General features: G+C 72.2%; 11 protein-coding genes. 8 read left to right on the plus strand and 3 right to left on the minus strand.

What is annotated here, in order from left to right; translation table 11 throughout:
• Positions 1 to 31: 31 nt before the first annotated feature.
• The 8 genes from R1Z03_RS11720 (at position 32) to R1Z03_RS11755 (ending at position 9,576) form a co-directional block, all read left to right on the plus strand.
• Positions 32 to 1,174, plus strand: coding sequence for a phosphotransferase (locus R1Z03_RS11720; RefSeq protein WP_317359844.1), 1,143 nt, complete (start codon positions 32 to 34; stop codon positions 1,172 to 1,174).
• A 57-nt stretch (positions 1,175 to 1,231) separates the two neighbouring features.
• Complete coding sequence (locus R1Z03_RS11725; RefSeq protein ID WP_317359846.1) at positions 1,232 to 1,966, plus strand: 16S rRNA (uracil(1498)-N(3))-methyltransferase; 735 nt, start codon at positions 1,232 to 1,234, stop codon at positions 1,964 to 1,966.
• Between the two features lie 24 nt (positions 1,967 to 1,990).
• Positions 1,991 to 3,403 (plus strand): hypothetical protein, encoded by a 1,413-nt coding sequence (locus R1Z03_RS11730; RefSeq protein WP_317359848.1) that lies wholly within the window; start codon positions 1,991 to 1,993, stop codon positions 3,401 to 3,403.
• 8 nt (positions 3,404 to 3,411) lie between these two features.
• Positions 3,412 to 4,104 carry a hypothetical protein gene (locus tag R1Z03_RS11735; protein WP_317359850.1) on the plus strand — a complete coding sequence of 231 codons (693 nt, stop codon included), beginning with the start codon at positions 3,412 to 3,414 and terminating at the stop codon, positions 4,102 to 4,104.
• Positions 4,105 to 4,127: 23 nt separating this feature from the next.
• A complete protein-coding gene (locus tag R1Z03_RS11740) occupies positions 4,128 to 6,962 on the plus strand; it encodes an ATP-binding protein (protein ID WP_317359853.1) in 2,835 nt (944 codons plus the stop codon).
• 14 nt (positions 6,963 to 6,976) lie between these two features.
• Positions 6,977 to 7,420 carry a GNAT family N-acetyltransferase gene (locus R1Z03_RS11745; protein ID WP_284397588.1) on the plus strand — a complete coding sequence of 148 codons (444 nt, stop codon included), beginning with the start codon at positions 6,977 to 6,979 and terminating at the stop codon, positions 7,418 to 7,420.
• Between the two features lie 189 nt (positions 7,421 to 7,609).
• Positions 7,610 to 8,800, plus strand: coding sequence for a GGDEF domain-containing protein (locus tag R1Z03_RS11750; RefSeq protein WP_317359859.1), 1,191 nt, complete (start codon positions 7,610 to 7,612; stop codon positions 8,798 to 8,800).
• Complete coding sequence (locus tag R1Z03_RS11755) at positions 8,797 to 9,576, plus strand: SOS response-associated peptidase family protein (RefSeq protein WP_317359862.1); 780 nt, start codon at positions 8,797 to 8,799, stop codon at positions 9,574 to 9,576. Before R1Z03_RS11750 ends, R1Z03_RS11755 begins: the two co-directional genes overlap by 4 nt.
• A 53-nt stretch (positions 9,577 to 9,629) precedes the next feature.
• On the opposite strand, the gene R1Z03_RS11760 is transcribed toward R1Z03_RS11755, so the two are convergent.
• From R1Z03_RS11760 to R1Z03_RS11770, 3 genes are all read right to left on the minus strand, one after another.
• Complete coding sequence (locus R1Z03_RS11760) at positions 9,630 to 10,532, minus strand: alpha/beta hydrolase (RefSeq protein ID WP_317359864.1); 903 nt, start codon at positions 10,530 to 10,532, stop codon at positions 9,630 to 9,632.
• 165 nt (positions 10,533 to 10,697) lie between these two features.
• Complete coding sequence (locus R1Z03_RS11765) at positions 10,698 to 12,200, minus strand: M20 family metallopeptidase (RefSeq protein ID WP_317359867.1); 1,503 nt, start codon at positions 12,198 to 12,200, stop codon at positions 10,698 to 10,700.
• 79 nt (positions 12,201 to 12,279) lie between these two features.
• The gene (locus R1Z03_RS11770; RefSeq protein WP_317359870.1) at positions 12,280 to 13,500 is read right to left on the minus strand and encodes a GGDEF domain-containing protein; all 1,221 of its coding nucleotides are present in this window, start codon (positions 13,498 to 13,500) and stop codon (positions 12,280 to 12,282) included.
• Positions 13,501 to 13,594: the final 94 nt, after the last annotated feature.

Raw genomic sequence — 13,594 nt, forward strand, 5'->3', positions numbered from 1 at the left:
GGCAGGCCGGGTTTGTAAAATCGGATTATCCATGAGCCACCCTCCTTCCCCCATCGTGGCCGATCCGGCCCCGGCCGGCGCCGCTGCTGCCGCTTCCGCCTTTCCCGCCGTCGCCTGGCCTGACGCCGCCCGCCGCACCGCGTTCGAGGCCTGGCTGGCGCCACTGGCCGCCACGCACGGCCTGCACCCCGCGAGCCTGCGCCCCGCCTCGGCGGACGCGAGCTTTCGCCGCTACCTGCGCATCGACGCCGCCGACGGCACCAGCCGCATCGTGATGGACGCCCCGCCGGACAAGGAGGATTGCCGCCCCTTCGCCTACGTGCAGCGCCTGATGGCCGACGCGGGCCTGCACGTGCCCGAGGTGCTGGCCTGGGACGCGCCCCACGGCTTCATGCTGCTGTCCGACCTGGGCGCGCAGACTGTCATCGAGCGGCTCGACCCCGCGGCGCCCGAGGCGGCGCACGCCTGGTACCTGCAGGCCAGCGACGTGCTGCTGCAATGGCAGCAGGCCTCGCGCCCCGGCGTGCTGCCGCCCTACGACGAGGCCCTGCTGCGGCGCGAACTGGCCCTTTTTCCCGACTGGTACCTGGCGCGCCACCGCGGCGTGGCGCTCACCGAGGCGCAGCAGGGCGTGCTCGCCAAGACCTTCGACGTGCTGGTCGCCAACAATCTGGAAGCCCCCAGCGTGTTCGTGCACCGCGACTTCATGATGCGCAACCTCATGGCGCCCCCGGCGGGCGGGCCGCTGGGCGTGCTGGATTTTCAGGATGCGGTGCACGGCCCCATCACCTACGACATCGCCAGCCTGCTGCGCGATGCGTTCATCAGCTGGGAAGAGGATTTCGTCATCGACATTACCGTGCGTTACTGGGAAAAGGCGCGAAAGTCGGGATTGGTCGGTGCGGCGAGCGCCAGCGGCTGGGGCGCGGACTTCGGCGAGTTCTACCGCGCGGTCGAATGGATGGGTCTGCAGCGGCACCTGAAGGTGGCCGGCATCTTCGCGCGGATCACGCTGCGCGACGGCAAGCCCAAGTACCTGGCGGACACGCCGCGTTTCATCGGCTACATCCGCGCGACGGCCAGCCGCTACCGCGAGCTCAAGCCGCTGCTGCGGCTGGTGGACGAGATCGAAGGCACGCAGGAAGCCACCGGCTTCGCTTTCGGAAGAGTTTGAGTCAAAACCGCTACCGCCGCAATCATTACTAGGGCGTGTAGCTATAAATAGTAGCAAATGCCCCGTTTCCATTGCCCCTTGCCCCTGGCGGGCGGCGCCGCGCTGGCGCTGCCGCCTTCGGCCGCGCGCCACGTGCAGGTGCTGCGCCTGCAGCCCGGCGACGCGATCACGCTGTTCGACGGGCGCGGGGGCGAATACGCCGCCACCATCACCCGCATGGGCCGCTCCGATGTGGACGTGGAGGTCGGCGCGCACGACCCCGTGGAGCGCGAGGCCGCGCGCGCCGTGCACCTGGTGGTGGGCATGCCGGCCAACGAGCGCATGGACTGGCTCGTGGAGAAAGCCGCCGAACTGGGCGCGGCCAGCATCCAGCCGGTGGCCGCCGCGCGCAGCGTGCTGAAACTGTCGGGCGAGCGCGCGCAAAAGCGCCAGGCCCACTGGCAGGCGATCGCCGTGGCGGCCTGCGAGCAGTGCGGGCGCAACCGGGTGCCCGAGGTGCATGCCCCGCTGGCCCTGGCCGACTGGCTGCGCGCGCACGCGGCCGACGCCCACGCGGAGGAGGGCGGCCTGGCGCGCCTCGTGCTGTCGCTGCGGGACGGCTCCCGCCCGCTGCGCGAGGCGGTCGGCAGCGCCGGCCGCGTGCAGGTGCTGCATGGCCCCGAGGGCGGGCTGACCGCGCAGGAGGAAGACCTGGCGCTGGCCCACGGCTTCGCGCCGGCCAGCCTGGGCGCGCGCGTGCTGCGGGCCGAGACCGCTTCGGTCGCCGCGCTGGCGCAGCTGGCCTTCGAATGACGACGGAACACTGAACAGGACGGCATGGAGAGCACTGTGTTGGCGGCCGAGGCGCCGTGGCCTGGAGGGGCGGAGAACGAGGGCGGGCTGTTCGACTTTTTCCGGGATGCCGATGCGGCGGGCGATTCCGCCCTGCTGTGGCGCATTGCGCGCGAGCAGGCCGTCACCCAGGCGCTGAGCGGGCTGTTCCACGGCCCGGCGGCGCTGGTGCAGCTGCGGCTGTGGGCCTTTTTGCAGCTGGCGCGCCAGGGCGAGGCCACGCTGGCGCGCGAGCGCATCGACGAGATCTTCCACGCCCTGCGCCCGGAGGCGCTGGACACCGTGCTCAAGCGCTTTCGCGACGTGGGCCTGCTGGCCTGGGACGACAGCGCCCGCACCTATGCGCTGCCGCCGCTCGCGCAGCGCGTGGCCGGCCTGCTGGCGCCCCTGGCCAGCGACGGCGGCGGGGACGAGGATGGCGGCGAGCTGGCCGCGCTGCTCGGCCAGGTGGTGGGCGCCAACCAGCTCGGCGCGCTCGATGCGGGCCAAGTGCAGCTGCTGCAGGCGCAGCTCACCCGGCTGCACGGCGAATTCGCCGACGCCATCGCCAGCGGGTCGGAGTTCCGCCTGCGCGCCGCGCGCCAGCGCTACGACCGCGCAGCGGTGCTGATCGACCGCGCCTCCGAGGCCATCACCGCCATCATCGGCCACGCGCACGGCCACATCGCGCTGGAGCGCGCCGCGCGCGGGCTGGGGCAGGCCCAGTCGCGGCTGCTGGCCATGGCCAGCCAGTTCAACCGCGCGCTGCAGCAGGTGGACCGCCAGCGCGTGACCCTGGGCACCACCGGCATCACCAGCACCGACGTCAAGCGCTGGCTGCAGACCGTGCGCTCGCCCCATGCGCTGCTGGAAGGCGCCCTGGGCGTGCCCGCCGGCCTGTCGGCCCTGGCCCCGCACGAGCTGCTGGATGTGACCGAGGCCGAGTTCGAACGCGATCGCCCCGTTGCCGGCCCGGCAGAGGAATTGCCTGGCGCGCAGCCGGCGCCGGCCGGCAACCTCACCGCCGTGGCCCTGCCGAGCGAGCTGGGCGACCTGTCGGCCCTGCTGCAGGCCTGGTCGATCGAAGGGAATGGCGAGGCGGTGCCGCACGGCGTGGCCGCGGCGCTGCTGGGCGCCACGCCCGCCGATGCCCGTTACGCCCAGGTCGCCTACAAGGCCCAGTTGCTGCCCCTGCTGGGCGACCCCCAGGCCGGCGTGCTGCCGGGCGCCACCGGCGCGCTGGCGCGCCTGCCCTGGCGCGTGCAGTGGGAGGCCGCCACCGAGGCCATCGACCATCCCCAGGTGGAGCTGCTGAGCCAGGGCCGCATGGTGCCCGCCACCGCCGTGCCGGCCGACGCACCGGCCAAGGCCGCCACCGCGCCCGACCCTTCGCCGAACCTCGGCCCCGAGACCCTTTGAAGACCCCCATGGACGATGCCGCCCTGCTGATTGCCGAACTCCTCACGCGCCGCTGGCTGCCGCGCAGCCACCCGCGCGTCAAGCGCGCGCTGGTCGATGCCGAACTCTTCGCCCTGGTCGAGCAGCGCCTGGCCCAGGTGGGCCTGCGCTTCATGGACAGCATCTACGCCGACCACGTGAGCGTGGCCCTGCTGCCGCCCGCGCAGACCGCCGTGCTGGGCGAGGCCGGCGTCAACGCCAACAACAACCTCGACCTGCCGCGCGACGCGCAGGCGCTGCTGGTGGTGCTGTGGGCGCTGATCGTTTTACCGAAGCGCGAGCGCCAGACCAGCCGCGTGGAGCAGGCCGACGAGGGCCAGAACGACATGTTCCCCGGCGCCAAGCCGCTGCCGTCCGCGCGGCTGGTGAGCCCCGTGCTGTCGTACAAGACCCTGCTGGAGGACTACGGCAACCAGCTGGGCAAGAAGATGCGGCTCGATGCCAACCTCAAGCTGCTGGAGCGCCACGGCTTCATCCTGCGCCGCCAGGACGAGATCGCCGAAGGCCCGCTGCTGGACGTGCTGCTCGATTACGACGTGATGGCCCCGCGCATCCTCGACGGCGCCCTGGCCGACGTGCTGGCGCGCGAGCGCAGCGAGGCCGCCGCCACGCCGGGCGCTGCAACGTCCGCCACGGACCCCACCCCGGCGCCCGCCGCCTGACCGACGACGAACCCCGCGCCCCCATGTTCCACCTGCAAACCCTCGAACTCGTCCACTGGGACTACTGCCAGCGCGTGGCCCTGCCGCTCGATGCGTCCATCATCACCATCGCCGGGCCCAACGGCTCGGGCAAGACCACGCTGCTCGATGCCATGCGCACCCTGCTGGGCCTGCGCTGCTCGGCCCCGCGCGACTACCGCACCTACGCGCGCCACGCCGGCGCGCAGACCGCCTGGCTGCGCGCCGTGGTGGACAACCGGCCCCAGGGCCGCCAGACCTCCAGCCGCCCGTTCGCGCGGCGCCTGCTGTACGGCGACCAGGTCACGCTGGCCTGCCGCATCGACCGCAACGGCGGCGACTGGCAGCGCCGCTACTGCCTGCTCGACGGCGACGTGGGCATCGAACAACTGCGCGACACGCCCGAGAAAGACCTCGGGTTCATGGGCGTGGAGGCCTGGGGCCGCGTGCTGGGCGCGGCGGGCCTGTCGCCCGCCATCGCCCGCGTGCTCTCGCTGGAGCAGGGCCAGACCGACCGCCTGTGCGAATTCAGCCCGCGCGAGCTGCTGCGCCTGGTGTTCGACGTGTTCGGCGACCAGCAGGTGCTCGATGCCTACGACCAGGCGCGCGAGCACCAGCAGCAACTCGTGCGCGAGATGGCCCAGGCCGAGCGCGAGCTCGACCACGGCCGCGCGCAGCTGGCCGAGCTGCAAAACCGCGTGGCCAGCTACCAGAGCTGGCAGTTCAAGGTGGCCGAGCGCGAGCGTCTGGCCACCGAGGTGCTGCCCGTGCTGGCTTGGCATGGCGAGCGCGAGGCCCTGGCCAGGCAGGCGCGCGAACTGCGCCGCCAAAAGACCCAGCACCGCAGCGCCCTGGCCGACCAGGCCGTGCAGAACAAGCGCCTGCTCACGCTGATCGAAGAAAGCGCCCGCGCCCAGTCCGACGCCACCCGGCTGCTGGCCGAGCGCGACGAGGCCCGCACTGCGCTGGACGACGCCACGCGCCACGAATCGCCGCTGGAGCAGCTCGCCAAGCGCGAGCAGGAGCTGTTGGCGCTGGTGGACAAGGGCAGCAACGCCGACGAGCTGCAGGCCCACCTGGCCCGGCTGCAGGCCGAAGAGGCCGAGGCGCAGGACGAGCGATCGGCCCTGCAGCAGCGGCGCAAGCTCGCGCAGCAGGCCCTCCAGGCCCTGGAAGGCCAGCACCTGCCGCCGCTGCCGCACGAGGTGCAGCAGTTCCGCAAGCGCCTGGTGGCCCAGGGCATCGGCCACCGGTTCGTGGCCGAGGTGGTCGAGGTGGCCGACGAGCAATGGCGCGCCGCCATCGAAGGCGTGCTGCGCGGCCACCGCTGGGTGGTGCTGCTGGACAAGGAGGCCGACCTGGCCGAGGCCTACGAGATCGGCGAGCGCGAGCGCTACCGCCACTACCTCGTCGGCCCGGGCGAGAAGGCCTTGAAGGGCGATCCCGGCACGCTGCTGTCCCACGTGCGCTTCACCGCGCCCGTGCCGCGCTGGCTGGTGCAGCAGATGCAGCAGCTGCGCTGCGTGGCCGATCCGCGCGAGGGCAAGCGCCTGGGCGGCACCTGGATCACGCCGCAGGCCTACATGCACGACGGGCGCGGCGCCCGCTCCATGTGGGTGGAGCCGCGCGAGCACCAGTTCGGCGCCGCGGCCGTGCATGCCCGCCGCGCCGCCGCCGAGCGCGACGCGGCCCAGATCGATGCGCAGCTCGCGCCCGTGCTGGACCGCGTGCTGGCGCTCAAGCGGCAGATCACCGACACCCGCCGCGCGCTCGAAGGCCACAGCGCCGCCGAAGAACTGGCGCGCCGCAGCGACGAGTTCGCCCAGGCGCGCGAGGTGCTGCCCGCGGCCAGGCAGGCGCGCATCGCCGCCGCCCAGCGCTGGCAGCGCCTGGACACCGAGGCCACCCGCGCCCACGACCGCCACCGCGCCTTCGCCGACGAGCACCAGCGCCTGGAGCAGCAGCTGCAGCGCGCCCGCAGCGACAGCGACCGCGCCGCACACGAATGGACCGCCCGCCGGCGCAACCACGTGGCCGCGGCCGGACACAGCCAGCGCCAGCGCCACGGCTTTCCGCCGCGCTGGATCGCCCCGGCCACGCGCGAGGCCCTGGTGGACGAATACGTCAACGACACCCAGGCCCGCCTGCGGCTGCAGTCCGTGGAGCAGGAGCTGGAGCACAACACCTGGGAGCAGGACGCCACGGTGGAGGAGCGCCACCGCCGCATGGAGACCACCGTGCGCGAGCAGACCCTGAGCCTGTCGGACCACCAGGCCAAGAATGCCCAGGCCGGCACCGCCGTGCACAACGCGCGCGAGAGCTACATCGAGGTGCTGCGCAGCACCGTGCGGCGCTACCGCAAGAACATCCAGGAGCTGGGTGCCCTCGCCGGCGTGGAGGTGGCGGCCGACCTGCCGCTGCTGGAGAACGACGACACCGTGCTCGCGCAGGCGGGCCTGAAGGTGCACTTCGCGTTCGACGGCAAGGGCAGCATCGGCATGAACGACGGCGAGGCCTCGGGCGGCCAGCAGGTCATCAAGTCGCTCATCCTGCTCGTGGGCCTGCTCAAGGACGAGGAAAGCGGCTCGGGCGGCTTCGTGTTCATCGATGAGCCCTTCGCCCACCTGGACGTGCGCAACATCCAGCTGGTCGGCCACTTCCTGCGCTCCACCCAGGCGCAATACGTGCTGACCACGCCCATCACCCACAACCTGGAAGTCTTCGAGCCCGCCGAGATCACCCTGGTGACCAGCAAGAAACCCCAGGGCTCGCGCTGGGCCCCACCCATCGCCGTGGCCAAGCGGCGCGGCGTGCCGGTGCTGGAGCCGGTGCCCGCATGAAAGATGCCATTGCCATGACCCAAGACCCCGCCGATGCCCTGCAAATCCAAAGGCTTCTGCCTGCGCAGTGGAAGGACGCCCATCCGGTGATGGCGCAACTGCGCGCGCTGGACGAGGCCGAGTTCCTGCGGCGCGTGCGCCAGCAGTCGTGCGCCGGCTATGAACTCGTGGGCGCCTACCAGGGCGGCGCCTTGGTCGGGGTCATGGGAATGCGGCCCGTGCAGACCCTGGCGCGCGGAGCCTACCTGCATGTCGATGACCTCGTGGTGGATGCCGCCGTGCGGGGCAGCGGCGCCGGCCGGGCGTTGATGGCCTACGCCGAAGCCGATGCGCAGGCACGCGCCATGGCCCTGGTGTTCCTGGACGCACGGCCCGAGGCCATCGCGTTCTACGAGCGCGGGGGCTATGCGCTGCACCCCGCACCGTCGATGAAGAAACGGCTCGCGGCCGTCCCCTGACAGCGACAGGGCAGGGCCCGCGTGGCAAGGCCGGGCCAGAGGGATGGGTGTAAACCCTCCCATGGCGGGTGGGCGCGCGGGCGACAGGACTCCTAGAATTCCGCAGGCACCATCGGTGCTGGCCCACCCGGCGGCGCCGTGGGCCGCCCGATGGCCGGCCTGGCCTGCGACCCACTCCAAGGAGACCCCTTGCCGCCACGGCTTGCGAGATGGCGCGACCGCGCCCTGTTCCCGACCCCGTCCCGCGTGCTCGATGGGCTGCTGGGCACGGAACGGCGCCTGCGCGTGCGATCGGCCATGGCGGGACTGGCGGGGCTGCTCATGCTGTGCTGCGTGGTGGCGATGCACATCGTGGCGCGGGCGGGCATCGCGGATGCGCAATGGGTCCGCTGGTGGACGCTGTTTTGCATCTCGGGCCTGATCGGGGTCTTCACGCTGATCCGCAGCGGGGTGTCGCGGCGCTTTCGCGACCCTTCGCTCACGCTGTTCCAGATGCTCTATGCCGTGGCCTGCAACGCCGCGGCCTTCGTGATCGCGGGGCCGGCGCGGGGCATCACGCTGCCGATCCTGGCGGTGATCCTGATGTTCGGGATCTTCGGTCTGTCCACGCGGCAGATGGTGGGGGTGCTGTTCTATTCGCTCGCGGCGTTCGGGGCCGGGGGCGTGCTGCTGGAACTGCGCGAGGACCTGCACCAGGGCCCCGCGATGGCCGCCGCCTACGCGATCATGATCCTCGTGGTGCTGGTGGGCAGCACCTTCCTCACCACGCGGGTGCAGGCCACGCGCCAGCAGCTGCGCCAGCAAAAGCACGATCTGGCCGAGGCGCTGGAGCACATCCGCGAGCTGGCCACGCACGACGAGCTGACCGGGCTGCTCAACCGCCGCCACATGATCGAGCTGATGCGGCTGGAGCAGCGCCGCACCGCGCGCAGCGGGCATTCGCTGGTGCTGGTGCAGCTGGACCTGGACCATTTCAAGGCCATCAACGACACCCATGGCCATGCGGCGGGTGACCGCGCGCTGCAGGCCTTCGCCCGCTCGGTGAAAGCCAGCGTGCGCGACTCCGACGTGCTCTCGCGCTGGGGCGGCGAGGAGTTCGTGCTGATGCTGTGCAACACCCAGCCGGCCGATGCCAGCGCGCTGCTGGAGCGGGTGCGCCAAACCGTCTCGGCGCTGCGGCTCACGCATCCGGGCTCGGCGCCGATCCACCTGACCGTCTCCATCGGCCTGGCGCAGCACGTGGTGGGCGAGTCGATCGAGCAGACGCTGGAGCGGGCGGACCGCGCGCTCTATGCGGCCAAGGCGCAGGGGCGCGACCAGGCCGTGTGGGCACCCCTGTGCGAAGCGGCGGGCGAGGGCGCAGGTACGATCCCCGGATGACCACGCGCTACGAGACCCTGCCCCTGCCCGAAACCTACCGCGAGGCCTTCGGCGTGGAGCCGCCGGACACGCGCGGCGAACGCTACGTGAAGCCCCGCAAGCCCGGCTTTTTCATCCGCGCCGTGGCGCCGCCGCCGGGCACGCCCGGGCCGGTGCCCACCGATCCCCTGCCGGGCGATGCCGAATCGGCGGCCGGGACAGATCCCGATGCCGCTCCCGATGCGGACGGCGCCCCCCGGCTGGCGCGCGAACTGGTGCACGCCCAGTGGGGGCTGGTACCGCACTGGGTGAAATCGGCCTCCGACGGGCGGCTGCGCGCCCCCAAGCTGGTGAACGCGCGCTCCGAGACGGTCTCCACCGCCACGCCGTTCCGCGAGGCGTGGCTGAAAGGCCAGCGCTGCATCGTGCCCATGGCGGCGTTTTTCGAGGACGACTGGCGCAGCGGCAAGGCCGTGCCCACGCGCATCGCGCGCGTCGATGGCCTGCCGATGGGCGCGGCGGGGCTGTGGGCCCGCTGGACCGGCCCCGAGGGCGAGGAGCTGGTCAGCTACACCGTGCTCACCGTGAACGCCAACAGCCATGCGCTGATCCACCGCTACCAGCCGCCCGGCAGCGAAAAGCGCATGCCGGCCCTGCTCAACGAAGGCGCCTACGGCGCCTGGCTGTCGGCCCGGCCGGAGAAGGCGCGGGAGTTCATGCGCCAGTACCCGGCCAACTGGCTGCTGGCCAACCCGGTGGAAAGCAAGGCCGACAAGGGGCCTCCCGCTTTCCTGTGACCCGGCCCCGCCGGGGCTTCTGCAAATTGCTATTAAAAATGTAGCAATATGCCCTAGTGGTTATTGTGCTGGAGCCCGATTTTGCTCCAGGCCGCTGGCGCGGGGCAGCGGGCGTCCAGCCATTGCTGCAAGGCCGCGAACACCGGTGCGGCGTGCTCCGGGCTTTCCTTGAACAGTTCGTGGTACGCCAGGGCGAACTCCTGCGCGTGCACCACGCCCGGCGGAGCGGCGCGGGCGAAGGCCCGGCTGCCGGCGGGGTTGACCAGCCGGTCGGCGCCCGCCCACATCAGCAGCGTGGGCACGCTCCACTGCGCGGCGCGGGCCACGACGGCCGGGCCGGTGTAGGCGATGAAGCGCGCGAGCCCGGCACCGACGCGGTCGTGGCACCGCGGGTCGGCGCGGTAGGCCGCGATGACGGCGGGGTCGTGGGACAGGTGGGCGGGGTCGATCCCGGTGGCCAGGCGCAGGTTCGGCAGCACGCGGGGCAGGGTGGCCACCAGGAACTTCTGCGTCCAGCTCAGGCCCGGGTCCAGCGCGGGAGAGGAAAGCACCAGCGCCTCCACGGGGCGCAGCGCCTGCGCCACGAAGCTGGCGGCCACCAGCCCGCCCAGGCTGTGGCCCAGCAGCACCAGCGGCTGGCCGGGTGGCATGCGGGCCCGGGTGGCATCGACGATGTCGGCCAGGTCCACCATCAGCCGGTTCGGGGGCGTGAGGGCGCCGCGCAGCCCGCCCGATTCGCCATGGCCGTATTGGTCGTAGCCGCGCACGGCAAAACCCCAGGCGTTCAGCCGCCGGGCGAGCCGGTCGTAGCGGCCCACGTGCTCGCCCAGGCCATGCACCAGCAGCACGGTGGCGCGCGCGTCGGCGTGCGGCAGCGGCCAGTCCTGCAGCGCGAGGTTTTCGCCATCGGCGGCGGTGAAGGGGCTGAGGGTGGAGGGAGCGTCGGGATCGACCATGCGAAGGGGGCTAGGGCCTGTCGGAAAAGGCGCGCCATGTGGTGGCGCGCCCGGGAAAAGGGGTGGGCGCGGCCGGCGTCAGCAGCCCATGCGCTGCGCGCCGGGGCGCGGGCGGGTTCTGGCGATGGCCGCGGCCACGGTGGCGGCGGGCAGCGGGCAGCGGCTTCAGGCGGCCGCGGCGGTGGCCGTGCCGTCCTGGGCGCCGGCGGGCGGCAGGCTGGCGATGACCTGCGCCACGGCGGCGGTGAGCTTCTTGGCGTAGGGCACGTGCAGGAACTCGTTGGGGCCGTGCGCGTTGCTCTTGGGGCCCAGCACGCCGCAGACCATCATCTGCGCCTTCGGAAAGCCCTGGCTCAGCATGTTCATGAGCGGAATGGTGCCGCCCTGGCCGATGTAGCCGCACGGCGCGCCGAAGTGGGCCTGGCTGGCGGCATTGAGCGCACCCTCGAACCACGGCGCGGTGTCGGGCGCGTTCCAGCCGCTGGCCGCGCCGCCGCCCTCGAAGGTGACCTTGGCCTGGTAGGGCGCGTTGTCCTCCAGCAGCGCCTTCATCTCCTGCACGCACTGCGCGGCGTCCACCAGCGGGGGCAGGCGCAGGCTGAGCTTGAAGGCGGTGTAGGGGCGCAGCACGTTGCCCGCGTCCTTCAGGGCCGGAAAACCCTCGGCGCCGGTCACGCTGAGCGTGGGCTCCCAGGTGCGCTTGAGCAGGGCCTGCACCGGGTCGGTGGTGGTGGGCAGCGCGAAGGTGGTGGAGCCGCCGCAGTCGTAGTGCGCCCAGGGAAAGCGCTTGTACACCTCCTCGCCCAGGATGCCGGCGGTGGCGCGGGCCTGCGCCAGGCGGTCGGTGGGCACGTCGCAGTGGAAGCTGGCGGGCAGCAGGCGGCCGGTGGCGCTGTCCTCGAGCCGGTCCAGCACCTGCCGCATGATGCGGAACGACGAGGGCACGAGGCCTGACGAATCGCCCGAGTGGATGCCTTCGGTGAGGATCTCCACCTTGAGCGTGCCGCTGGCCATGCCGCGCAGGCTGGTGGTGAGCCACAGCTGGTCGTAGTTGCCGGCGCCGCTATCGAGGCAGATCACCAGGGCCACGCTTCCTAAGCGGCTGCGCAGGAGGTCGATGTAGGGCAGCAGGTCGCCCGAGCCGCTTTCCTCGCAGGTCTCGATCAGGCCGACGATGCGCGGGTGCGGCACGTTCTGGCGCTTGAGCTCCTGCACGGCGGCGATGCTGGCATACACCGCGTAGCCGTCGTCGGCGCCGCCGCGGCCGTAGAGCTTGCCGTCCTCGTACTTGGGCGTCCAGGGCCCCAGGTCCTTGCGCCAGCCCTCGAACTCGGGCTGCTTGTCCAGGTGGCCGTACATCAGCACGGTCTGGCTCGACTGGGGCTGCGTGGCGGCCACCTCGAAGAACAGCACCGGCGTGCGGCCGGGCAGGCGCACGATCTCGAGCGTGAGGCCCGCCACCTTCTGCGCTTCGACCCAGTTCGCGGCATTGCGCAGCACGCGGTCCAGGTATCCGAGCTGCTCCCAGTCGGGGGCGAAGCCGGGCGACTTGGCGGGGATCTCGATGTATTCGGTGAGCTGGCGCAGGATGTCGCCGTCCCATTGGCGGCTGACGTGGGCCAGGGCTTCGGCGGGTTGCAGGAGATCGGGGGCGGTGCGGGCGTTCATGGCGGTTCCTCGGGGGCATTCCAGGAAAAGATCCTGCCACCGGCCGCGGCATCCGGCGGGCGCGCCGGTGCGTTGCAGTTCACCGCTCCGGTGGAGGAAGGGTTTCCGGATTGTCGTGCAGTGCGGAGGCGGGCACCACCCCGCGCAGATCGCCCGCGACGGCAACGCGGTTGCGTCCGCTGCGCTTGGCCTCGTACATGGCGCGGTCGGCGGCGGCGATCAGCATGTCCCAGCTGTCACCCTCCTCGATGCGTCCGCCGAACACGCCGATGCTCAGGGTGACCGGCACGGTGTGCCCGCCCAGGTCGAAGCGCGTCTGCTCGATCGCCCGGCACAGCTGGATGGCCAGCTGCCGCGCGCCGTGCAGCGGCGTGTCGGGCAGCACCACGAGGAACTCCTCGCCGCCGTAGCGCCCGATCATGTCCTGCGCCCGCAGGCGCTCGCCCATGGCGTCGACCACGCGGCACAGCACCTGGTCGCCCACGAGGTGGCCCAGCCCGTCGTTGATGCGCTTGAAGTGGTCGATGTCCACCATCATGAGCGACAGCGGCTCGCGCGTGCGGATGGCCCGGGCGATGTCGCGGTCCAGCGCGGCGATGGCCGCGCGGCGGTTGGCCACGCCCGTGAGCGGGTCGCGCGCGGCCATGCGGCGGTTGGTGTCGTCGGCGCGGTCGCGCGCCATGAAGATGAAGCCGAACGACGAGGCCTGCACGGCGATGAAGGTGGACAGGAACGTGGCGTGCTGCAGCCAGCCGCCCTGCAGCAGCCCGTTCAGCGGCATGGCGCCCGTCGCCGCGGCCACGGCGCGCACCACCAGCACCGACATCTGCAGCACGATGCCCAGCGCCACCAGGCCGGCGCCGCGTCCGGGCGACGGATAGCGCCACAGCGTCCACAGCACCAGGGCCAGTTGCGCGGGAAAGACCACGCCCGCCAGCATCAGGCGCATTTCGTAGTCCTTCAGGAACGCCACGAACAGCGCCAGGGTCAGCACGACCGGCCCGATCAGCCGCCCCCAGGGCAGCGGCCGGCGGTGGAACTGGCACACGGCCGCCAGCAGGCAGGCGAACACGCTGGACAGCAGGCCGTTGGCGGCCACGATGGAGAGCATGTCCGGCACGCGGCCGCGCAGGGCCAGCAGCACGTAGGCCAGCGACTGCAGCACCAGCGCGGCGGCCCACAGGCCCAGGCCGTCGCGGCGGCGCTCGTGGCCGACCAGCACCAGGCAGGCGGCCATGACGACGGAACCGATGACGGTCATCGCCAGCAGCGTGGGCAGATCGATGGCAAATGTGGGCATGTCGGGTGCGGCGGGGCGTGCCGGCCAGGGCAGCTCGGGGGCCGCAGCATATACCACCGCACCGGCCGGCCGGTTGGCGCGGGTGGGTGGATGG

Origin of the sequence: Acidovorax sp. BLS4, from assembly GCF_032929295.1 — a bacterium.
Lineage (GTDB): Bacteria > Pseudomonadota > Gammaproteobacteria > Burkholderiales > Burkholderiaceae_C > Paracidovorax.